Origin of the sequence: Roseivivax jejudonensis (genome assembly GCF_900172265.1) — a bacterium.
GTDB classification, from domain to species: domain Bacteria; phylum Pseudomonadota; class Alphaproteobacteria; order Rhodobacterales; family Rhodobacteraceae; genus Roseivivax; species Roseivivax jejudonensis.
The window spans coordinates 1-21,591 of record NZ_FWFK01000008.1; the positions used below are offsets into that span (position 1 = coordinate 1).

23 protein-coding genes and 1 pseudogene are annotated in these 21,591 nt (G+C 63.5%); 14 read left to right on the forward strand and 10 right to left on the reverse strand.

All coding sequences use genetic code 11. From position 1 onward, the window contains the following. The first annotated feature begins 509 nt into the window (after positions 1–509). The gene (locus tag ROJ8625_RS21580; RefSeq protein ID WP_370738489.1) at positions 510–659 is read left to right on the forward strand and encodes a histidine phosphatase family protein; all 150 of its coding nucleotides are present in this window, start codon (positions 510–512) and stop codon (positions 657–659) included. Positions 660–1,117: 458 nt separating this feature from the next. On the opposite strand, the gene ROJ8625_RS18120 is transcribed toward ROJ8625_RS21580, so the two are convergent. After that, positions 1,118–1,411 carry a hypothetical protein gene (locus ROJ8625_RS18120; protein ID WP_085793348.1) on the reverse strand — a complete coding sequence of 98 codons (294 nt, stop codon included), beginning with the start codon at positions 1,409–1,411 and terminating at the stop codon, positions 1,118–1,120. 84 nt (positions 1,412–1,495) lie between these two features. Between ROJ8625_RS18120 and ROJ8625_RS18125 the strand changes: the two are divergent. The 9 genes and pseudogenes from ROJ8625_RS18125 to ROJ8625_RS18160 form a co-directional block, all read left to right on the forward strand. Then, positions 1,496–1,924 (forward strand): annotated as a pseudogene (locus ROJ8625_RS18125) (transposase); the annotation flags it as partial. A 104-nt stretch (positions 1,925–2,028) separates the two neighbouring features. Next, entirely contained in the window at positions 2,029–2,208 is a 180-nt protein-coding gene (locus ROJ8625_RS21230; RefSeq protein WP_143535180.1) for a hypothetical protein, read from the forward strand. 10 nt (positions 2,209–2,218) lie between these two features. Then, positions 2,219–3,235, forward strand: coding sequence for a LacI family DNA-binding transcriptional regulator (locus tag ROJ8625_RS18130; RefSeq protein ID WP_085793349.1), 1,017 nt, complete (start codon positions 2,219–2,221; stop codon positions 3,233–3,235). Continuing rightward, positions 3,217–4,245 carry an extracellular solute-binding protein gene (locus ROJ8625_RS18135; RefSeq protein ID WP_085793350.1) on the forward strand — a complete coding sequence of 343 codons (1,029 nt, stop codon included), beginning with the start codon at positions 3,217–3,219 and terminating at the stop codon, positions 4,243–4,245. The genes ROJ8625_RS18130 and ROJ8625_RS18135 overlap by 19 nt, the downstream gene beginning before the upstream one ends. Positions 4,246–4,314: 69 nt before the next feature. Beyond that, positions 4,315–5,142 carry an ABC transporter permease gene (locus ROJ8625_RS18140; RefSeq protein ID WP_085793351.1) on the forward strand — a complete coding sequence of 276 codons (828 nt, stop codon included), beginning with the start codon at positions 4,315–4,317 and terminating at the stop codon, positions 5,140–5,142. Next, positions 5,142–5,915, forward strand: a complete 774-nt coding sequence (locus ROJ8625_RS18145; protein WP_085793352.1) for an ABC transporter permease — start codon at positions 5,142–5,144, stop codon at positions 5,913–5,915. The genes ROJ8625_RS18140 and ROJ8625_RS18145 overlap by 1 nt, the downstream gene beginning before the upstream one ends. Further along, positions 5,908–6,930 (forward strand): ABC transporter ATP-binding protein, encoded by a 1,023-nt coding sequence (locus ROJ8625_RS18150; RefSeq protein WP_085793353.1) that lies wholly within the window; start codon positions 5,908–5,910, stop codon positions 6,928–6,930. The genes ROJ8625_RS18145 and ROJ8625_RS18150 overlap by 8 nt, the downstream gene beginning before the upstream one ends. Next, the gene (locus ROJ8625_RS18155; RefSeq protein ID WP_200813338.1) at positions 6,923–7,852 is read left to right on the forward strand and encodes a nucleoside hydrolase; all 930 of its coding nucleotides are present in this window, start codon (positions 6,923–6,925) and stop codon (positions 7,850–7,852) included. Before ROJ8625_RS18150 ends, ROJ8625_RS18155 begins: the two co-directional genes overlap by 8 nt. Beyond that, positions 7,849–9,603, forward strand: a complete 1,755-nt coding sequence (locus tag ROJ8625_RS18160) for an adenine deaminase (protein WP_085793354.1) — start codon at positions 7,849–7,851, stop codon at positions 9,601–9,603. The genes ROJ8625_RS18155 and ROJ8625_RS18160 overlap by 4 nt, the downstream gene beginning before the upstream one ends. A gap of 65 nt (positions 9,604–9,668) precedes the next feature. Here ROJ8625_RS18160 and ROJ8625_RS18165 read toward each other — a convergent pair whose 3' ends face one another. Continuing rightward, entirely contained in the window at positions 9,669–10,355 is a 687-nt protein-coding gene (locus ROJ8625_RS18165; protein WP_085793355.1) for a response regulator, read from the reverse strand. Then, the gene (locus ROJ8625_RS18170; RefSeq protein WP_234984313.1) at positions 10,352–11,437 is read right to left on the reverse strand and encodes a sensor histidine kinase; all 1,086 of its coding nucleotides are present in this window, start codon (positions 11,435–11,437) and stop codon (positions 10,352–10,354) included. Before ROJ8625_RS18170 ends, ROJ8625_RS18165 begins: the two co-directional genes overlap by 4 nt. Before the next feature lie 22 nt (positions 11,438–11,459). Here ROJ8625_RS18170 and ROJ8625_RS18175 point away from each other — a divergent pair, with 22 nt between their 5' ends. Further along, positions 11,460–11,885 (forward strand): IclR family transcriptional regulator domain-containing protein, encoded by a 426-nt coding sequence (locus ROJ8625_RS18175; RefSeq protein ID WP_159456801.1) that lies wholly within the window; start codon positions 11,460–11,462, stop codon positions 11,883–11,885. Positions 11,886–12,323: 438 nt separating this feature from the next. Beyond that, a complete protein-coding gene (locus ROJ8625_RS18180) occupies positions 12,324–13,283 on the forward strand; it encodes an IS110 family RNA-guided transposase (protein WP_085793357.1) in 960 nt (319 codons plus the stop codon). A 44-nt stretch (positions 13,284–13,327) separates the two neighbouring features. On the opposite strand, the gene ROJ8625_RS18185 is transcribed toward ROJ8625_RS18180, so the two are convergent. The 3 genes from ROJ8625_RS18185 to ROJ8625_RS18195 are packed head-to-tail and all read right to left on the reverse strand — an operon-like array spanning position 13,328 to position 16,097. Continuing rightward, entirely contained in the window at positions 13,328–14,629 is a 1,302-nt protein-coding gene (locus ROJ8625_RS18185) for a TRAP transporter large permease (RefSeq protein WP_085793358.1), read from the reverse strand. After that, positions 14,626–15,105, reverse strand: coding sequence for a TRAP transporter small permease (locus ROJ8625_RS18190; RefSeq protein ID WP_085793359.1), 480 nt, complete (start codon positions 15,103–15,105; stop codon positions 14,626–14,628). The genes ROJ8625_RS18185 and ROJ8625_RS18190 overlap by 4 nt, the downstream gene beginning before the upstream one ends. Then, the gene (locus tag ROJ8625_RS18195; protein WP_085793360.1) at positions 15,105–16,097 is read right to left on the reverse strand and encodes a TRAP transporter substrate-binding protein; all 993 of its coding nucleotides are present in this window, start codon (positions 16,095–16,097) and stop codon (positions 15,105–15,107) included. Before ROJ8625_RS18195 ends, ROJ8625_RS18190 begins: the two co-directional genes overlap by 1 nt. A gap of 108 nt (positions 16,098–16,205) precedes the next feature. Here ROJ8625_RS18195 and ROJ8625_RS18200 point away from each other — a divergent pair, with 108 nt between their 5' ends. After that, positions 16,206–17,408, forward strand: a complete 1,203-nt coding sequence (locus ROJ8625_RS18200) for an OsmC family protein (RefSeq protein WP_200813339.1) — start codon at positions 16,206–16,208, stop codon at positions 17,406–17,408. Further along, a complete protein-coding gene (locus ROJ8625_RS18205; protein WP_085793361.1) occupies positions 17,389–18,144 on the forward strand; it encodes an IclR family transcriptional regulator in 756 nt (251 codons plus the stop codon). The genes ROJ8625_RS18200 and ROJ8625_RS18205 overlap by 20 nt, the downstream gene beginning before the upstream one ends. On the opposite strand, the gene ROJ8625_RS18210 is transcribed toward ROJ8625_RS18205, so the two are convergent. From ROJ8625_RS18210 to ROJ8625_RS18225, 4 genes are read right to left on the reverse strand one after another with little or no spacing between them, the layout of a single operon-like run. Beyond that, the gene (locus ROJ8625_RS18210; protein ID WP_085793362.1) at positions 18,132–19,028 is read right to left on the reverse strand and encodes an amidohydrolase family protein; all 897 of its coding nucleotides are present in this window, start codon (positions 19,026–19,028) and stop codon (positions 18,132–18,134) included. The genes ROJ8625_RS18205 and ROJ8625_RS18210 overlap by 13 nt on opposite strands. Continuing rightward, on the reverse strand, positions 19,025–20,071 hold the full coding sequence (locus tag ROJ8625_RS18215; protein ID WP_085793539.1) for a 4-oxalomesaconate tautomerase: 1,047 nt from the start codon (positions 20,069–20,071) through the stop codon (positions 19,025–19,027). The genes ROJ8625_RS18210 and ROJ8625_RS18215 overlap by 4 nt, the downstream gene beginning before the upstream one ends. Beyond that, positions 20,064–20,756 carry a 4-carboxy-4-hydroxy-2-oxoadipate aldolase/oxaloacetate decarboxylase gene (locus ROJ8625_RS18220; protein ID WP_085793363.1) on the reverse strand — a complete coding sequence of 231 codons (693 nt, stop codon included), beginning with the start codon at positions 20,754–20,756 and terminating at the stop codon, positions 20,064–20,066. The genes ROJ8625_RS18215 and ROJ8625_RS18220 overlap by 8 nt, the downstream gene beginning before the upstream one ends. Next, complete coding sequence (locus ROJ8625_RS18225) at positions 20,753–21,529, reverse strand: PIG-L deacetylase family protein (protein ID WP_085793364.1); 777 nt, start codon at positions 21,527–21,529, stop codon at positions 20,753–20,755. The genes ROJ8625_RS18220 and ROJ8625_RS18225 overlap by 4 nt, the downstream gene beginning before the upstream one ends. Positions 21,530–21,591 lie beyond the last annotated feature (62 nt).

Genomic DNA, 21,591 nt, shown 5'->3' on the forward strand with positions numbered 1-21,591 from the left:
ACAACCATCACCGCCCGCACACGAGCCTCGACGGGCTTACCCCGCGGGAATACTTCAACAGGTCAGAGAAGGACCAAACCCGGAACGGACTAAACTTCTGAACGAGGACAATCCGGGGAGCAGGTCACGGCGTCCGAGCACTTCACGCAAGGGTCATTTTGTTGCGTTCTGGATCAACAGTGCTCACTCCAAGCGCCTGATTTCCACAACAAGTTTAGAACCTACAAAACCTTCCGGTAAGTCTCTCGACTATGTGTTCCGACAACGAAACGACGATCGACCTTCTGAATTACGGCGAGTCGGTCGGGTTGGTGAGCGAGCTCCTCGCTCGTGAAGATCTCCGGCCAATTTCGGTTGGGCACGGGCGAATACCGAGAACTGGTCGAGGTCGCGCGCGAATTCCGGAGCGGTCTCGAAAGTGTGCTTGTAGGACTCGAAGCGCCGCGCCATCGGATCGCTTCCGCCCTTTTGCTTTGACCCGTTCGCAAGTCGGACCACACATGGTCTTAATGCGGCATGGTCCGACGGCTTGGAATCGGGCAAGGTTCGTGATGTGGCGGGCGGACGTACCACTCGATACGTGCGCGGTGGCTGAGGCTGCAGTCGCTGCTGGCAACTTCGAATATTCGGAAATCGACGCGCTCTTCTCTAGTCCTTGATTAGGTACATCCAAACGGCAAGTTCATTCGAGCGCGTATTCAACCTTCCCGCGCAAGTGGTGCCAGGGTTGGATGAGCGAGTTTGGGAACGCTTCGAGAGAAAGCCGAAAGCGATGCGCGACAAAACGGTCGTAGGGCCTGCGATCGAGAGCATAAAATGTCTCCGAAGACTTGTTCCAAGGGCCCTTGAGGTAATCGAGGGGCAGGCAACCGTGCCATTGATCTTAACTCACTGGGGGGTAATACGGGTCTTACTAGGAGCAGGTGCCGATGAGCAGATTCCACACCTCAAGCCCATTATTGCTTTATGACCTGATAAAAATTGGCTCCAACTCGTATAAAGAAAGCCAATTATAGCTTGTCAAGGATATATCTATCTGCGAATGTTCAATGACCTGCTTATGCGTGATCGGACATTGTTGCCCGATCATCGCTTGCGTTGAGACTGAAGCGACTGGCTATGCGTCGCGAGAAGCACGAGCCTCTTCGGCAATCGCAACAAGATCATACCAGTGGTCGAAGAGCTGCGTGTAGGCAGCCTTCAGGGCAACCTCCGTCTCAGCAATCTCCCGTTCGCGCTTATTGCGGCTGAGGCTGCCCACGGGGCCATGCATGCCACTATGGATCTGAGCCTTAAGCTGCTCACGAATACGAGCCATATACTCGTCATAAATGCGCTGGGTCTCTTCGACCTCGCGCCTGTCCGTAGTGAGGCTGGGAGTGATCTTAGAGATGGGCTGACGGGTCTTCATGGTGTCTCCTTTGAAACTCAAGCTTCTGACGAGGCGCAGATATGCGCACCGTTCAGCTCCGCAAGGTATATTTTGGAGGTCTCGACCCACACTGACTGCCACCGTGAGAGCAGGGTGGCGCTCGAGATGATCAATCGGCATTCGCCAGGTTCAACCCGGCGCCTGACGCTTGGAGCTTACAAAGGTTACGACAGCGCCGACTTCGTCGCTGCGCTCAGGCGGATGGTCGTGACGCCGCACGTCGCGCAGAAGGCCCGGCATTCGGCCATCGACGGGCGGACCACCAAACATCCTGGCTGTGGCATGTCCCAGCGACACCAGAAGAAGTTCGAGGATCCCTTCGGCTGGGAAAAGACCGTCGGCGGCATTGCTCAAACCGTTCACCGCGGCCTCGACAGGGTCCGCGCACAGTTCACGATGATCATGGCAGCCTGCAACCTGCCAAGATTGCCGAAACTCCTGGCCGACCCACCAAGGCAACCTTCCTCAACCCGCGGTCCGTCTCCCAGTTAGCCGCTCTCAAACTGCGGCAGAGAGGAAACCGTCCTTCACGTCAGACTTCTTCAGCAACCTGTTAGAGCAGTCATGCGGAAGAGCGAACGCGTGGAGACGATCGCATGCATGCCAACGATTCATTGATCATCGGTATTGATGGCGGGCAGCAACGCAAGCTGCTCGCTTCATGTGCATGTGTCCTGATGAACTCGCTCTATTTTCCAAGATTAGACAGTTGTTGCTTGACCCGAACTTCGGTGATTGATCGTTTTACCAACATGATTGAACGTTACACCACTTGATGGCCCGTTCATGAGCGGTACTTCTGCGTCTCTGCGGCGCATCGCCTCAGAAGTCGGCGTTTCGCGCACGACCGTGTCGAACGCGCTGCGCGGGACGGGGCGGATGTCCGACGAAATGCGCCAGCGCATCCGCGAGACGGCGGAGGCGGCGGGATATCTGCCCTCGCACGCCGCGCGTGCGCTCCGGATCGGGCGCAGCGCCAATCTCGGGCTGGTGGTGCCGGATTTCTCAATGCCGCTTTTCCCGGTCTTCGCACGCGCCTTCGAGGCGGCGGCGCGGAGACACGGGCTGGCGCTGATGGTTGCAGACGCCATGGGGACCGATGACGGTCAGGCGCAGGCGATGCGCGAGCTCGTCGGGCGCGGTGTGGATGCGCTGATCGTCATCCCGTTACGCGACACCGATGCCAGTGCCTCGCGCCTGCCTGTGCCGATCATTACGGTGGACAGCGAGGCAAACGCCGCCAACACCGTTGCGAGCGACCACCGGGACGGGGGGAGGCAGATCGCGAGGCATCTCGTCGATCTCGGGCATCGTGATATTGTCATACTGGTCTCCTCCGGCGCCTCGACGGTGAGCTCGGAACGCGCGCGCGGCATGGAGGAGGTATTCTCTGCCGCCGGTGCCCGAATGCGTCTTGTCCCCGTGGCGCCGGATTTCGACAGCGCCCGCGATTTTGGAATGACGTTCGATCCGCGTTCGGCCACGGCCATCGCCGCAGCCTACGACGCGCAGGCGGTCGGCGTGATCTCCGCGCTGCGCGAGCGCGGGATCGACGTGCCCGGAGAGATATCTGTGACCGGGTTCGACAACCTGATATGGGGGCGGATCATTTCGCCCACGCTGACGACCGTCGCGCAGGATCTGGACAGTATCGCCGAGCATGCGCTCGCCGTCGCCACGGGTACCGCGCATGACACGCGCATCGTGCCGGTGAAACTCCGCGCGCGCGCCTCCTCGGGCCCGTGCCTCTCAGAGCAAAGCAACCAAGACAGGGAGAAAGATCAATGTTCAACGCAAGACTGACCGTCTCGGCGGCCGCCTTGGCCATGGTCGCGGCCCCGGCCGCGGCGCAGGAGCTTACGATTTCCGTTTACGGGATCGCGCAGGACGCCTTCGACGAGGTGCTCTACACCCCGTTCGAGGAGATCTGCGACTGTGAGCTGGTGGTGGAGACCGGCAACAATTCCGAACGCCTCGCCAAGCTGGAGGCGAACGCGGCGAACCCGGTGATCGACGTCATCGCGTTTGCCGACAGCGCCGCGCTGGAAGCGGCCGAGAAGGACCTCTTGGCGCCGCTCGACATGGCGCAGCTGTCGAATGTCGATGGCATCTACGACTTCGCGCAGGACCCGCTCGGCAACGGCATGGCGGTGGGCTACACTTTCTACGGCACCTCCATCGTCTACCGCTCCGAAGAGGTCTCGATCGAGACCTGGACGGATCTCTTCTCCGAAGAGCTCGCGGGCCGCGTCGCGCTGCCCAACATCACCACGACGCAGGGGCCGCTGACACTTTATATGATCCAGCGCGCCATCGACGCGGAGAAGGCCGAGGCGGGCGACTTCTCCGACGCCATCGCGATGGTCGCGGAGAACCGAGACAGGATCGTCACCTTCTACGAGCGCTCGAGCCAGATCCCGCAGCTGTTGCAGCAGGAGGAGATCCTGGCCTCGGTCGTCGGCCGCTTCGCCTGGCCCGGCATCTCGAGCATCCCGCTCGAGGTTGAATGGGCGCTGCCCGAGGGCGGACAGTCGGGCGGTCTGAACGTGCTCGCGGTGGTCGCCGGTACCGAGCAGACCGAGCTCGCGCACCAGTTCATCGACTACTGGCTGAGCGAAGAGATCCAGACCAGGATCGCCGAGGCGCGGGTGGACAGCCCGGTCAACACCGCCGTCGAGGTCGACGAAGAAACCGCCGAGGCGCTGACCTACGGGCCCGAGATGGCCGAGAGCATCCACTTCCTGCCGCCGGCGGTGCAGATGGAGAACCGCGAGAGCTGGCTCGACGCGTGGAACACCGAAATCGCCCGCTGATCGTTCGCGCGCCGTCCGCCTGACCGAAAGGCGGGCGGTGCCCACCCGGTCCCGAGGAGGTCCCCCAGGATGACCAACACCAGACGCGCCGGCCTGATGCTCGTCGCGCCGGCGACCCTCTTCATCGCGATCGGCTTTCTGTTGCCAGTGTTCGTCCTGCTGTCGGGCGCCTTTCGGCTCGAGAGCGGCTGGACCCTGTCCAACTTCACCGACTTCTTCGCCGATCCGCTCTACCGCGAGGTGTTCTTCCGCACCTTTCGGCTGGGCCTGACGGTCACTGCCGTCGCGGCGCTTCTGGGCTATGCCACGGCACTGGCGATCAACGACGCGAACCCGCGCTCCAAGGGACGGCTGGTGGCGCTTCTGGTGCTGCCGCTGATGATCTCTCCGGTCGCACGGACCTATGCGTGGCTGGTGATCCTCGGCCGTACCGGGTTTCTGAACGTCGCGCTGACCTCGGTCGGGCTGACCGACGAGCCGTTGCGCATCCTTTTCACCGAATGGGCCGTCTTCATCGGCCTGCTGCAGCTTTTCTTTCCGCTCATGGTGCTGCCGCTCATCTCGTCGCTGGAGAACATGCCGCGGGACGTGATCCCGGCGGCGCGGGTTCTGGGCGCGTCCTGGCTGGCGATCTTCTGGCGGATCATCCTGCCGTTGACACGCGAAGGGCTGGTGGTCGGCGGCACGCTGACCTTCGTGGGCTCGCTGACGGCTTACGTGACGCCGGCGATCCTCGGCGGGTCCAAGGTTCTGATGCTGGAGACGCTGCTCTACCAGCGCGTCTCGGTCGCGAACGACTACGCATCGGCCGGCGTGATCGCGGTCATCCTGATCGCCATGAGCGTGGCGACCAACGTGATGCTGAAGCGGCTCGCCACCGCGAGAGGAGGTAGGTGATGCGCCACGCCGGACGTGCCTTGCTGGTCGTCGTGATGCTGTTCCTGGTCGGGCCCTTCATCCTGATCTGTTTGACCGGGTTGTCAGGGGGCGAGACGCTGGCTTTTCCGCCCGACGGACTGTCGTTGCGCTGGGTTATCCGGGTCTTCGAGATCGAGAGCTTTCGCGACAGCTTTGCCCTGTCGCTGACGCTCGGCATCGGGGCGACGCTGATCGCGCTTATTCTCGGCATCCCCGCGGCCTATGCGCTTGTGCGCTACGACGTGCCGGGGGCGGATGCGATCCGCAACCTTCTGACCGCGCCGATCATCGTGCCGGGAATCATCGTCGGGCTCGCGCTCCTGCGCCATCTAGTGATCCCGAGCGGGCTCGGGGTCACGCTGGCGCTTTTCCTGGGCCATACCGCGCTTTTGATCCCCTACGCGGTGCGGGTGACGGCGGCGTCGCTGCAGAACCTGCGCGCCGACATCGAGGATGCCGCGATCCTGCTCGGCGCCTCGCGCATCGGGGCCTTCGTCCGGGTCACCCTGCCCAACATCAAGAACGGTATCATGGCCGCCTTCATCATCGGCTTCATCACCTCGTTCAACGAGGTGCCGGTGTCGCTGTTTCTGACCGGCCCGGGGGTGGCGACGCTGCCCGTCGATATGCTGCTCTATATGGAATATAACTACGACCCCTCGATCGCGGCCCTGTCCGGGCTGCTCGCACTGATGTCGCTCGGCGTCGTTCTGACCGCCGAACGCCTGCTTGGATTGTCCCGCTATGTCTGACCCGTTCCTGGAACTCGACGCCCTGACGCTGACCTACGGCGACACGATCGCGGTGGAGGCTCTGGACTTCCACATGGCCGCCGGAGAGCTGGTGGCGCTGCTGGGCCCCTCGGGCTGCGGCAAGACCACGACGATGCGGGCCATCGCGGGGCTGATGCGACCGGCCGCGGGCCACATCCGCCTCGACGGGCGGGACATCACCCGCGTGGCGCCGAACCGGCGCGGCGTCGGGCTGGTGTTTCAGTCCTACGCGCTCTTTCCGCACCTGTCGGTCTACGAGAACGTGGCCTTCGGCCTGCGCATCGCGCGCATCCGTGCCGAGGAACTGGAGCGGCGTACCCACGCGGCGCTGGGCGCCGTCGGCCTGACCGACTTCGCCGGGCGCGCCCCGGCCGAGCTGTCGGGCGGTCAGCAGCAACGTGTGGCGCTGGCGCGGTCCATCGTCATGGAGCCGAAGCTCCTGCTGCTGGACGAGCCCTTGTCCAACCTCGACGCGCGCCTGCGGCTGGAGATGCGCACAGAACTTGCGCGGCTGCAACGCGAGTTCGGCATCGCCATGCTCTACGTGACCCACGACCAGGCCGAGGCGCTCGCGCTGGCCGACCGCATCATCGTGATGAACGACGGCAAGGTGGAGCAGGTGGGCACGCCCGAGGATATCTATGACCGCCCGACATCGGTCTTCGTGGCCGATTTCGTGGGCTTCGAGAACACGTTCCGGGTGGAGCGCGGAGCGTTGTCGGGAGCAAACGGGCCGGTCGATGCAGGCTTTGCGGTGACCGAGGGCGCGCGCGGTCTCGCCTGGCGACCGCAGGACGTGACACTCGGGCAGGGACCGCATCGCGGGCGGATCGAGGGCGCGTCGTATCTGGGTCAAAGCGTCGAATACCTGATGTCCTCGCCGCTGGGGCCGATAAAGGCGGAGCGCCCGGCCCACGAGAAGCGTCACGCGACCGGCACCGAGGTCACCTTCGACCTGCCGCAGGCCCGCGCGGTGGAGCTGGCGCGTGGCTGAGGGCACGCTCTGGGTCGATACCGACATGGGATTCGACGACCTCGCGGCGCTCTGTCTGCTGGACGCGGCGGGGATGCCGGTCGGTGGCGTTTCTCTGGTCGCCGGCAACGTGGCTCTGGAACAGGTGCGTCGCAATGCGCACGGGGCCCGCGCCGCCTTCGGGTGGCGCTGGCCGGTCCACGACGGCGCGGCGGCACCCTTGGCGGGCCGCACCGAGACCGCGGTGGCCATCCTCGGCTCGATGGGCATGCGGAGCGCGGGCAGGCACCTGCCGACGGTCGAGAGCACGGCATCGCCCGTCTCGGCGACGGAGGCGATCGCGAGCTGGATCGGCGAGGGTGGTCGAAGGATCCTCGCGCTCGGGCCTCTGACCAATCTTGCGCATCTGGTGGAGGCATACCCGGTGGCTGCGGAGCGGGTCGAGATCGTCTGGATGGGCGGCTCGGCGGGGCCGGGCAACCACACCGCCGCTGCGGAGTTCAACGCCTTCGCCGATCCCGAGGCACTGGCGCGGCTGATCGCGTGCGGCGTGTCGTTGTCGATGGTCGGGCTGGATGTCTGCCGGCAGGTGCAGGTGTCGCACGCCGACGCCGTGCGGATGCGCGGGAACGGACCGCGCGCGGAGCTGCTCGCGGACCTGCTGGAGGGCTATGTGAACATCGCCGGGACCGGGCGGATGGCGCTCTATGATCCGGTCGCGGCAGCGTTCTGTGTGGCACACGACTGTGTGAAGTTCGCGCCGGCGCGGCTTGATGTCGAGCTCAATGGCACCCTGACGCGGGGCATGACGGTGATCGAGTGGCGCGCGCATCGGGCCGCGCCGAACGCGCGGATCGCGACCCAAGCCGACGCGTCGCGGATCCGCGATCTGTTCCGGCGCGGGTTCGATGCGGCGATCAAGGCGGAAGGAGTGCGCCCATGAGCGCTGATCTCAACGATCCCGACCTTCGGGACAGGGCGGTCGCCGCCGCCCGGGGGCAGGCGGCCTTCGACGTGCTGCTGACCGGCGGGCAGCTGGTCGACGTCATCACCGGAGAGATCCGGCCGGCCGATATCGGACTCGTCGGGCCGCTTGTCGCCTCGGTCCATGACCGCGGCGCTCGGGACGACGCGCGGGTTACGGACGATCTGTGCGGCGGGTTCGTGACGCCGGGCCTGATCGACGCGCACATGCACATCGAAAGCTCCATGACTACGCCGCGTCGCTACGCCGAGACGGTGGTGCCTCAGGGCACGACTGGCGTGGTGTGGGACCCGCACGAGGTCGCCAATGTCGCGGGACTCGACGGAGTCCGCTGGGCGCTCGACGCGTCGCGAGACCTGCCGCTCGAGGTGATGACGCTCGCGCCCTCCTGCGTGCCCTCCGCGCCTGGCCTCGAGCGTGCTGGCGCGCGGTTCGATCCCGCCGACATGGCCAGCATGCTGAAGATGCGCGACATTTGCGGCGTCGCCGAGGTGATGGACATGCGCGGCGTGCTAGAGCGCAGCGCGCGCATGCGCGGGATCGTCGATGCCGGGCTCGCGTCGGCAAAGCTCGTCTGCGGGCATGCGCGCGGCCTCGCTGGCGCAGATCTGCAGGCGTTTGCGGCAGCCGGGATCGGCTCGGATCACGAGTTAACCGATGGCGAAGACTTTCTCGGCAAGCTGCGTGCCGGCTTCACCATCGAGCTGCGCGGCAGCCACGATTACGTGCTGCCAGAGGTGGTCGCGGCGCTGAAGACGCTGCCGCGGCTGCCCTCGACAGTGACGATCTGCACCGACGACGTCTTCCCCGACGACCTTGTCGCGCGCGGGGGCATGTCCGACGTGCTGCGCCGGCTGGTGGGCCACGGGATGCCGCCCATCGATGCAGTGCAATGCGCGACGCTGAACGCCGCTCATCGGCTGGGTCGCGAGGATCTCGGGCGCATCGCCCCCGGACGCCGCGCCAACATCGCGGTCTTCCGTGATATGGAGCGCTTCGAGGCGGTGCGCGTCTATGCGTCGGGGCATGAGGTCGCGCGGGACGGGCAGTTGGTCGCGGACATCCCGGCCCCGGTCGCGAGGTCGGCGCCGTCGAGCATGCATCTGGAGCCGTTCGTGCCCGAGGATTTCACCTTGCGGGCCGAAGGGCCGAGCGTGCAGGTGACCACCGTGGCGAAACCGCGCTTCACGGAATGGTCGCGCAAGACGCTGCAGGTTGTGGGCGGCAAGGTCGTCCTCGGCAACGGCATGATCCAGATTGCGGTCATGCACCGCCACGGGCAAGCGCCGGCGACGCCGAGCCTCGGAATTCTCGACGGCTGGGGGCGCTGGACAGGCGCGGTGGCGACGACCGTGTCGCACGACAGCCACAACCTTGTTGTCTTCGGCCGCGCGCCTGAGGACATGGTGGCCGCGGCCAACGCGCTGATCACGTGCGGCGGCGGCATGGCCGTGGCGAGGGCGGGGCGCGTGACCGCTTGCCTGCCGCTGCCGGTCTTCGGCCTGCTGAGCGATGCGTCCGCAGCTGACACCGCGGAATGTTTCCGCAAGCTCAAGGCCGCGGCGGAAGAAGTAGCAGACTGGGCGCCGCCCCTCCGCACCTTCAAGGCGTTGGTCGGGGCGAGCTTGGCATGTAACCCTGGGCCGCACGTGACCGACCTGGGCATCGCCGACGGGTTGACGGGCGAGTTTAGACCCTTGTTCGCATAAGGATGCATCGATCTTGAGTCTTCTGCGTCGCATAAGCCGTACGATCCGCCCACAGCTGTTCGAGTTCAGCCCGTCGTCTCCTCGAACCGATACCCGACCCCTGGCTCGTTCAGTAGCCAACGTGGTCTGGCGGGATCATCTTCGATTTTCTTTCGCAGCGCCCGGACCGTTACTCGTAGGTATTCGATGCTCTCGGTGTGAGCGGGTCCCCAGATTTCACGCAGGAGATGGGTATGGGTCAGGACTTTTCCGGAATGACCTGTGAGTTCGGCCAGAAGCGCGAACTCTTTCGGTGTCAGTTTCACAGGCGTGCCGGACTTCAGAACCGCATGGCCGTCGAGGTCGATTTCAACCGGGCCAACCGTGAGCCGCCGCCTTCGTCCGTGTTCCTTGTCTGAACGGCGAAGGCAACTTCTTATCCGGGCCAGCAACTCATCGCTGTCGAATGGTTTCGTGACGTAGTCGTCGGCACCCAAATCGAGTGCCGCAACCTTTTCGGTTGGCGCCTCACGCGCGGTCAGCACGATAACGGGCACGTCGCGGGATACGAAGGACGGGATCAGCTCCAGCCCGTCCCGGTCCGGTAGCCCCAGATCGAGAAGAACGAGCCGTGGGCTCGCGCGTTCAATCGCCGAAATCGCCTCAGCGGCGTTGGCCGCCTCGACCACCGAATATCCTCCACGCTCTGCGGAGACCCGGAGTAGTCGACGGATTGCCAACTCGTCATCGACGATCAGGATGTGGTCGGTCACACGATGTCCTCCAGGTCGATATTGACGACCGCATCCTTCGGAATGCGGATCGAGAATCGTGATCCGCCCCGTTGTCGACGGCTCGCCTCGACCCCGAAGCCCATCGCATCGACGAAGCCTTTCACGATTGCCAGCCCGAGGCCCGAGCCGCCTGTGCGTTCCGAGGTCTCGCCGCGCGCGAAACGGTCGAAGATGCGGAGCTCTGCGCCGATCGGGATGCCCGGACCGCGATCGAGAACGTCTATGACCGGGCCACGCCGCCCCATGCGCGCAATGACACGGACGGGAGTTTCGTCCGGAGAATACTTCAGGGCGTTGTCGATCAGGTTCAGAAGTGCATGGTGCAGAAGGACCGCATCGGCGCGCACGAACGGCACGTTTGGGTCAATAGTCGTTTCGATTTCGCGGTGCGCGTAGGACCTGGGCAGATCCGCCAGAGCCGAACTGACCACATCGGTCAGATCCGTCGCCGCGAAATCCGGCGTGACCGCGCCTTCCTCGATGCGCGTGAGGTCAAGAAGATCGGACAGGAAGCGGCCCAGCCGCCGGGCCTCGGTGCGGACCGTCTCGACCAGATCGGCGTCCTCGCCGGACGGTCGCATCGCTTCGGCGGCCGCTGTCACGGCGGTCAACGGGGTGCGCAGGTCGTGACTGAGCGAGGCGAGAAGCGTGGCCCGCAGCGTATCTCGCTGACGCACGACCTCGACCTCACGCATGTCGAGTTCCAGCTTGAGCCGCTCATGGGCAAGCGCGGCCTGGTCGATCAGACTCTCGGCCAGCGCGGCGCGTTCCGCGGGGATCGGCGCGCGGCCGGGCGGTCCACGCAGGCCGAGGACCGCCAGGACACCGAGCGAGGTCTTCAGCGGGCGGAATTGCCATGCGCTTGCGGTCAGAGTGTCGGTTCCGTTTCCTGCCGGCTCGCCATGTTCCGGCGCCCAGCTTGCGGCGGCATGATCGACGGATGTGAGATTTGGCTCGGCCTGCCCCGAGGCCGTGATGCGCGCGCCCTCCTTCGATGCATGGAGCACGATGGTCTGCACGGCGAGCCGCGAGGCAACCGGCGAAACTGCGATCCTGGCCATTTGGACGGAGAATGGTCCCATCGTGGTCCAGTTCGACGAGTCGACCCGCCCTGTCTATATGAACGTCAAGGTGGGCTCGGTCCTGCCCCTGATCTGCACCGCGGTCGGGTATGCCTTTGCCGCCTTCATGCCGCAGGTCCGGCTGACCGAGATGATGCAGCGTTATCCGATTCACCGTGTGGCCAAATCCCAGAGAGCAGCCCTCGGCGAGACGCTTGCGGCTGTGCGCCGAGATCACTGTGCCTTTGTGCATGGCGGGCTTGTCGCGGGGGTCACAGCCGCTGCTGCGCCGGTCTTTAATCACAATGGCTCGGTTGCCGCCGCTATCGGCCTGATCGGTCGGCAGGAGGACCTCGAAGACCGGATAAAAAGCGAAGTCATGCCCCTCTTAGCCGGGCTGTCGAGGGATTTGAGCAGTCAGTTGGGGGATGTTTCTGCCGCCTTGTGACAAACGTCGCCGCCCGGCACGCCTTCTTCAGCCTGCTTTTGGATGAACGCCTACTGCGCGTCCGTGAACTAGCTCGCCTTCATGACCCTCCACTCCTCTCCCAGCCTCGTCGAACATGGCCCGGATTCCAGTTGAGAGCGGCCCAGTTCTCAGGGGGAAGAGCAGTCACCCAGAAAAGATCGCTCATCGTCAGCCTCCTTCGAGCGGAGGGTGAATCACGCGAAGCCGTGCTGATCAATGGAGTCTGAGCCTTCTGTATCTCAGGTTCGCTATTCTGTCCCCGTCACCAACCTTGGCCGAGGTCGGTGACGGGGGCGGTGTTTGGCGTCTGAGCCTTGTGGCCTGACCACGTCTGCTAGCGAGCCAGCACCGTCTCTCTTTCATCGTCTCGAACAGTTGGAAGCGGCCATCAGGACCGCGGAGCAGAAGGAAGAGAGCATGAACACGGTATCACCCGAACGCGTCATCGGCATAGACGTCTCTCGAGGCTGGCTGGACATCCATTACCTGCCGGGTGGTGAGCGCTTTCGATTGCCGAACGCGCTGGACGGCCACGCACAGGCGGTGACCATGGCTCGCCGGCAAGGCGCCCTGGTGTGCTTTGAGGCCACCGGTGGTCAGGAGTGGCGGCTATCGGCTGCGCTCGACGCGGCAGAAATCGTCACGCGACAATTACCACCAGCGCAGGTCAAAGCCTTTGCCGCCAGCCGCGGGACCCGGGCCAAGACGGACCGCATCGACGCGGAGCTCATCGCCCGTTTCATGGTGTTCCGCCCGGAAGCCGGCCGCAGCCATCCTGCTGGAAAGGTGCGTGGTCTCAGAGCGCTGACATCAAGACGCGCGCACCTCGTGGAGATGCGAAAGCGCCTTCTGGCCCAGATCAAAGCCCACGAGAAGCTCGGGACCGCCGAGATGTTCGAAGACATCGATACGGAGCTGAAGGCGGTACTTGATCGCCGGATCGCAGAGCTGGAAGAGCGGATCGACCACGCGATTTCGGCCGATGCCGCGCTGGCCGATACCGCATGCCTGCTGCGCTCCATTCCCGGGATCGGCCCCGTCGCCAGTGCCATGCTGCTCGCGGAAATGCCCGAGTTCGGAGCCGTCACCGGGGAACAAGCCGCGGCTCTGACCGGCCTTGCCCCCATCGCCCATGACAGCGGATCGCTGCGCGGCAAACGCGCCATCGCCGGCGGCAGGCGTGCCTTGAGACATGTCATGTTCCAGGCGGCGCTCGTGGCCACGCATCACAACCCGACCATGAGAGTCTTCGCGCAGCGGCTCCGCGAGGCCGGAAAGCCACACAAAGTCATCATCACCGCGGTTGCCCGAAAACTCGTAACCATCGCGAACGCGCTGTGCAGGAACCGTCAGAAATGGGCCGCTCCGGCTACCTGACAGATACAGTTGCTAGTCGGATGGCTCGAGTGTGCCCGCGAATGCTATGACATGCTGTCGGGCAACCAGGTGGCGGTGCCTGGAAGGACGAGTAGAACCGCGATTGCAAGGGCCATTGCGATCCAGAATGGCATGACGCCGCGATAGACAGTTCCAAGGCCGAGATCGGGTTTTAGGCTCTTCACGACAAAGACGTTCATGCCGACCGGGGGTGAAATCAGCGCCATTTCGAGTGTAATGACAAGCAATACACCGAACCAGATCATATCGACACCCGAGGCTTCCAGGATCGGCTGCAAGATCGGCACGGTCAATACGAGGATAGCGAAACCATCGAGGAATGTGCCGAGCACAATCAGCGCGGCCAACACGGTGAGGATGAGCACGCCTTGTGAGAGACCAGCCGCCTCGACCATATCTACGAGGGCGAATGGAATGCCAGTGAAGGCAATAAAGGTCTTGAACACAAATGCGCCGAAGAGGATCAGGAAAATCGAGCCCGTCGCCGATAGTGTCTGCCGCGCAGCTCGACTCAAACCTTCCACGCTCAGGGCGCGACGCGCGAGAGCCACGAGGAAAGCAAGAGCCGCTCCGACGCCAGCGGCCTCTACCGCTGAGAAAGCGCCGGCATAGATACCACCGATCGAACAGACAATAATACCGACCATCGCGCTCGCGCGCCCAGTCGTTCGCAGTCGCTCGCCTATGTTGGATCGCTCGGCAGCCTTCGGGGCAAGCGATGGTCGGGCGCGAACGCTCAGTTGGATTGCAAATACGAAGAGGGCCGTAAGCATTATCCCTGGAACCACGCCGGCGAGAAACAGCTTCTCGATCGAAACCTCCGTTAGAATGGCGTAGATAACGAAGCCAGCCGAGGGTGGGATAAGGATGCCGAGCGTACCACCCGCCGCCACCGCACCGGTCGCAAGGGAAGGGGCGTAGTCGTACCGCTCCATCTCTGGCATCGAAACGCGCCCCATTGTCAGCGCCGCGGCCAGCGACGAGCCGGAAAGCGCCGAAAAAGCTGCGCAACCCAAGATCGTCGCCGACGCTAGGCCTCCGGGCTTGTGCCCGATCCAAGCGTTTGCAGCATCGTAGAGGTCACGCGACATGCCTGAGAGCCCCGAGAGGTTCCCCATAAGAATAAAGAGCGGCAGGATCGTCAGTGCGTAGGAAGTGCCTTCCGAGAATATCTCCGCCGCCACCACAGGCATCACCGCGGGTGGTCGGATCGCCGCGATCCCGAGCGCTCCGACAAGAAGCATGGCCAGTCCGACAGGCATCCGCAGCGCCAGAAGTGTCATGAGCCCCGCTAGGGCCACGAGGCCGATCTCGACACCTGTCATGATTCCGTCTCCGGCCGGACTGCGTGCCAACATTCGACGAGGAGAGTTGCCGCATAGTAAGCAAAAGCAAGGGCGAAGGCCCAGTAAAAGGGCAGGTGGGAAATTGCGAGGTTGGATGTGAACTCCCCGCAAGCTCGTCCACAAGCGGCCTTGTCTATCAGGGCCCAAGAGGCGAAGGTGCATACGCCAGCGCCGAGGAGGGTGACCGGCAGGGCGATGGCGCGCGCAGCTCGATCGGGCAGGGTTCCGACCAATAGATCAACAGCGACATGCGCCTGACTGTGCGCGGCTACGGCGACGCCCGACGCGACGACGACAGCAAGTGTCACCGAGGCCACGTCTTCCAGCCCAAAGATTGGCGCGCCGAAAAGGTATCTAGCGACCACGCCGATGACGGTTGTCGTTCCGAGCACAGCTAGCGCGGCCGCCCCTACCCAGCCAAGCGGGGCGGCAATGGAGATCAGGGCGCGCCTCATCACCCTTCAGTGCCCTTCATGACATCATAGATTTCGCCGCCTGTTACAGCTCCGATGGGGCTGCCGCGGAAGGATTCGAAAGGTGCAGCCATCGCGTCGGAGAAAGCTGCCCGCGCCTCATCGTCGAGTTCGATAACTTCGACGCCAGACTGTTTGGCGAGTTCGAGCCCGGCATCTCCTGCCGCTCCATAGGCCGCGCCTCCCGCGCGGCTGAGTGTGTCGCCAGAGGCCTCCTCGACCCAGGCCTTCTGCTGTTCCGAAAGCCCATCCCAAACGCCCTTATTCATCAACAGAACGAAGGCAGCGCCCGAAAGCGGCAGACCGGTCGTGACGTAGTTCGCAGGCTCGTGCAGCGAAAAGGAACGGATCGAGCCGGGGTCGATGACGATCGCATCGATGACGCCGTTTGAAAGGTTCTGATTGATGACGCTAACGGGTTGACTTACAGGGGCAGCGCCAATGGCCTTGAGATAAGGCACATCCGCAGCGGTTGTCACGCGGGTCTTCAGCCCTGCCATGTCCTCGACACTGCGTACGGGCCGGTCGCGCGTCAGAAGGATGGGCGGATCGTTGGCCCAGACTGCGAGAAGCTTGGCGTCGTACTCAGCTTCAATCTGCGACTTGGCACGCAGCAGGGCTTCGGTGCAATCCTCTGCCGACTTGCATAATCCAGGTGACGAAATGACCGTCGTGACGGGGAAAAGCTCAGCGGTGTAGCCCGGCAGTGCGAAGCCGACATCCATAACGCCCGAGAGAAGCGCCGAATACTGCTTCGGCGGAGAGGAATTGAGAGCGCCCCCAGGGAAGAGCCGCACGCTCATCTCGCCGTCCGAGACCTCCGCGAGCGACTCCGCAAAGGGCGTGAAGACAGCCGCGTTCATCGGGTGGTTTGGCCCCATGAAGTATCCGAGCGCAAGCTCTTGTGCGGCAGAAGCGGTTGCGCTCAGTGCAAGAGCGCTTCCGAGCACGGCAGGTATGATCTTCTTAAACATCTTTAATCCTCCCAATGTCGCAGACGTGCGGCGAACGACCCAAGGATTGACAGACAAGAAGCTACCTGTCAAATAAAACGGACCAATGGTCCAAAAAAGAGAAAACCTATGCCCGCGACGATGCCGCCGAACGTACTCGCCGAGAGCGGCCTTCCGCTCGCCTTCGCCACGATGACTCCGAGGTTGGACACCTTTGGGCCCCCGGAGCCGCGCTTGGGCACCGCCCTACGCGCGTCCGTCCGGTCGCTCACGGTCATGCAGAAAGAGGCTATCGTGACGTCGACGCGGTTTCCCGGACGATCCTGGCGGCTTGCCTCCGACGAAGGTGCGTATCTCGGTGGGCATGACCAGGCGCCACCACCGCTCGCTTTCCTTTCCGCGGGAATGGTCGCCTCTTACTTCGCCGAACTTTCGGCGCTTGCGGAGGCGAGAGGTGTGCCAATGACAGGCGTCGAACTGGTTCAGGACAATTTCTACTGGATGCGTGGCTCGGCATTGAAGGGTACGATGGAGGCCGGCGCCCGAGATGTGAATCTCGAGATCCGCGCTCCAGCCACGAATGTGGCAACGCTACGCGACCTCGCACCCGATGCGGTTGCGGCATCTCCGCTCGATGGACTGATGCGCGCGCCGGTTGAGAGCCTTTTCACACTTCACCATAACGGCGCCCCACTCGGCCTCCTTCACGCGAAACCCGTGGACGGTCCTCCGGTGCCGGATCCTGGTCCTGCGCTTGGAGACCTGCAACCCGATCCGGGGGACTGGTCCGCTCTTGTTCGCGGCACCGGGGAGCCCGCACCCCGGAACGAGGCGACGACGACTTTTGCTGGGGGCGCTCTGACCGAGACGCAGGATCGCATCCTCCACGTTCGGGTTCGCGCGCACCGCCGCTCAGACGGGATGCTCTCGATCGTTCTGCACCTTTTCAACCCGGCCGGAACCATTTTCCACTTTATTAGCGCTCAAGACGGTCGCGCGCCGGATGCCGAGACGCTCATCTGTGCGGGGATCGGCTTCTGCTTCATGACCCAGTTCGGCCGTTATTCGAAAATTGCAAAGAAGAACCTGAGTTCCTACCGCATTGTACAAGACGCGCATTTTTCGCTCGCTGGTGCCTCGGATGGAACGGGCGCGCGCGGGACGGCGACTCCGCTCGAGACGCACGTACATCTGCATTCTTCAGAGAACGACGATTTCGCACGCACCGCCCTCGACACAGCCGAGCGGACCTGTTTCCTTCACGCCTTCTGCCGGGCGAGCCTCAAAGCCCGAATCCGTGTGACGGGGACCGATGAAGCAAACGCAGCCTGACGATCCGCCCGGGGGTGCGCTCGCGCGTGGCCTACGCTTGCTGGTGGCGCTGAACGACGTTGAGACCGCGACCATCTCGAGCCTTGTGGACGAGACCAGCCTGGCCAAACCGACTCTGATCCGGCTTTTGCATACGCTCGTCGAGCAAGGCTATGCTCAACATGACGAGGAGACGATGACGTATGCCGTTACGCCCAAGGTCGCGTCCTTGTCGCGGGCGCTGGTCGGTCGAGGCGCGGCTGGTGCGCGCACACAGGAGGTACTTGATCGTCTCGCGGACGACACAAAATGGCCAACCGAATGGCTGGCCCGGGACGGCGGATCGATGGTGGTGCAGGGTAATAATCGCGAGCGCGCGCCGATCCGCCTCAAGCTTTTCGAGCGGCGACGCTTTCCGCTTTTGACGTCCGCTTCGGGCCTTGCCCAGCTTGCTGGTTTACCATTGGAGGAAGCCGATGCGCTGATCGAGAGCCACGCGACCGAGCCCGCAATGCTTGCCAAGACACGCTCGGCCGTCGTTGAAGCGCGCAAGAGAGGATATGCGACCCGTCTCCTCCGCGAATTGGGACCGAACATGATCGTCGCCGCGGTGCCGATCCCCGATGAAGGTGGCGCCTTGGCGCTGATTCATTTCGACGATGTCGTTGATGACAAGACATTTCGCACGACACTTTTGCCGCGTTTGCAGGACGCGGCCCATGCGATGGGCAAGGCGCTGGCTGGTCACGACCAATAAAGCCGCAAGGGATTATCGACCATCAGCTTCTGGCGTGCCTCCGTGCTCGGCGCGATGATCGGCACTTGGTCAAGGAGCAATCCGTCATCGGGCAGATGACTCGCCATGTTCGGATGTGGCCAGTCCGTTCCCCAGAGTACGCGGTCGGGCGTATCTGCGACCAGCGTGGCAGCAAAGGGAGTGACATCATCGTAAGGTGGTCCGTTACGGCTCAGCCGTTCAGGACAGCCGACTTTGACCCAGAACCGTTCATTCTCCATCAACGCTCGGAATGCGGTGAATCCAAGCGAGTCGACCCCTTGGGAAGTATCGGGCCGACCCATGTGGTCGACAACGACGGGGCAGGGCAGGCCTTCGAGGAACGACGTCAGCTCTGGCAAGTCGGCAGCTTCGAAATAGACGACGACATGCCAGCCTCTCTCGGCGACGCGCGCCGCGAGCTCCGCGCGAGGGGCGAGCGGGCCTGGATCGACGAGGCGCTTGAGGAAGTTGAAGCGCACGCCGCGCACACCAGCCTCATGCATCGAGTCGATCTCGGCATCAGTGATTCCGGGATCGACAACCGCCACTCCGCGAGACGCGTTCGGTTGCCCCCGCAAAGCATCGAGCATCGCGGCATTGTCTGTGCCATGACAGCTTGCTTGAACGATCACTCGCCGTTCGATGCCCATATGCCTATGCAACGCGTTAAGCGCCTCGACGCCTGCGTCCTGCGGCGTATACTTCCGGGTCGGAGAGAACGGAAACCGACGCTGCGGTCCAAAAACGTGGCAATGTGCGTCCACCGCACCCACAGGCACACGCCAAGATGGCCGTGATGGATCGGGATGCCAGGTTTGCGCGTCTCTGCCGGGATCGCTGCGTGGAACATCTTCTGGTTTCATGGAAAAACCCTCCCTTCCATCAACTTCCGAGCGGTGCGCACCGAACCAGCCGCAGCGATACCGCCCTCCGCATTCCGCTCTAGCGCCAGCGAAAGCGTTCCACCTGGGTGTTCCAACACGTAGTCGTCGTCCTCCACTGCATCCGCCACTTCCGCCGCAGTCGTTCCGGGGCGCAAAGCGCCGGCTGCAATGGAGACTGCGCAGAGAACGCCGAGTCCTCGATGCACAGCGCGCGGGATGAAGCACCGGGTCGCGATACGCCCGCCCGTGCTTGGGGGCGAGAGAAGGCACATCTTCGGGACGCTGGCCTCCGAAACGTCGCCCAGACCCATACGTCGCCCCGCCGCGAGCCGGATCTTCTCAACATGAGCGCACAGCGCTTCGTTTGCCTCCATTTCTTCGGGCGCCTCGTCGCCCGTGAGTCCAAAGGCATCGGAACACATCAAAACTGCAGGCATCCCCGCATCGACGAGGGTGCAAGCGATGCCCTCGATCTCCTCTATGGCCTCGCCTGTCGGAAAGGTGGCAGCGCACCGCCCCGGCGCCGCTGGCGTCATCAGTCGAATTGGAACGGAAGTGCCCGGCACCCCGTCGATCGATGCCGCGCCCTCATAGCTCATGCGTCCCGCAACTGTCGGGAAGCGAGCCGTCGCGATCTGGCCGGTATTGATCTGACGGATTCGAACTTTCGTCTCTGCCGCCTCAGCGGCGACCAAGCCACGCTCGATCGCGAAAGGTCCGATGCCCGCCAGGATATTACCGCAGGGCTGGGCGTCCGATACCCGCGCCTCGTCGACGAATACCTGAAGGAACAGGTAATCCACGTCCGCCTCCTCGTTCGGCGAGGGCGAGACGACCCCCACTTTGGACGTGAGTGGTGAGGCACCGCCCATCCCATCGATCTGGCGGGGATCAGGGCTGCCCATGATACGCAGCAAGAGTGGGTCACGCGTGGCCGGGTCGGCCGGGAGGTCGGAGGCGAGGAAATAACCGCCCTTCGAACTGCCGCCACGCATCCAAATACAAGGAATGCCGTCACTCATCCCCATACCTCACGTATCGCAGCCCGGCCGCCTCCAGCTTTCCGCGCATGTCATAGATATCGAGGCCCAACTCTCCAGAAGTGAGGCGTTGGCGTTTCTCGGCCTCGTTGACCTCGCGCCTCTGTGCCGTTTCGAGAATCCTTTCGACGTCGGCCCGAGGCACGATACACACCCCGTCGTCGTCGGCCACGACGGCGTCACCTGGATGGACAAGGGCTCCGCTACAGATCATCGGAACGTTAACCGATCCTGGCGTCGCCTTCACTGTCCCCTGGGCGTGGACGGCGCTGGACCAGACCGGGAAACCCATTTCGCGCAGATCGGCAGTGTCACGCACGCCCGCATCTATCACCAGTCCACGGCAGCCGCGTGCCATCGCGGAGGTGGCGAGCAGGTCGCCGAAGTAACCGTCAGAGCACGGTGATGTCGGCGCGAGAACCAGCACGTCGCCCTCGGAAAGTTGCTCGATCGCGACATGCACCATCCAGTTGTCACCCGGCGGCGCGCTGATCGTCACCGCACTCCCGGCGATTCGTGTGCCCTGCTGGATAGGCCGCATCGTGGGCGCCATCAGTCCGCGCCGGACCTGCGCCTCGTGTACCGTTGCAACGCCTGCTTCCCCCAGTCCGTCGAGCAGATTGATCGGCACTCGCGGGCAACCGGTAACGACCATCGGCCCGCTCATAGCTCATCCACCGTGCGCGGAAAGACTGATTGGAAGCCCTCCGCATGAGTCGCGCTGCGGCCTCCTGACTGCCCGCCGGAGTTTCGGCGGAAATGGTTGCCGCGGTTCTCGGCAGCGTTGGTATAGTAATTCCAGAGGTGCTCCTGGCCTTCCATGCATTCGATCGCGGCGCGTTTCTTGTCCCAGACGGCCGAGATGTCGAGAAAGGTGTCGGGTTTCCAACCCATTTGCTCGGTCTGGTGCGGCTCGAACAGATAAAGCTGAGGCGCGCCCAGGACTTTCCCACCCGGCGAATGTCCCCATGCCTGCGCGATCATGCGAGATTTGAGCGCAATCTCCGTCGCATACATGTGGTCAGTGTTGTATGGGTCGTATTTGGAATGGCTCATCATCCAGCGTGGTTGTACCTCGCGAATGAGCGCAACGAGGCGGTCCATCGCTTCGGGCCCAACCTCGAGTGGGTAGTCGCCGAGATCGAACATCTCCAGTCGGTGTATGCCCAGGACCTTCGCGGCCGCTTCCGCTTCCGCCTGTCGCGCGTGCTTCACGCGCTCCAGCGTCATGTCGCGCTGTTTCCAGAGTTTCGCGCTTTCACCACGCTCACCGAAGCTTAGGCAGGCAACTGTAACCTCCCAGCCCTTCGCGGCATGAAGTGCGATGGCGCCACCACAACGCCAGACGAAGTCGGCGGCATGGGCTGAAATCACAAGGGCCGTTGGCTTGTCTGGCACGGTGTCCTCCACGAGTTTTATAAAAACGGACCACTGGTCCATAAAATGTTGACAGCTCCATTGCAAGCTGTTTAATGAGGTTGCGTTCACGGCGTCGGAGGTCC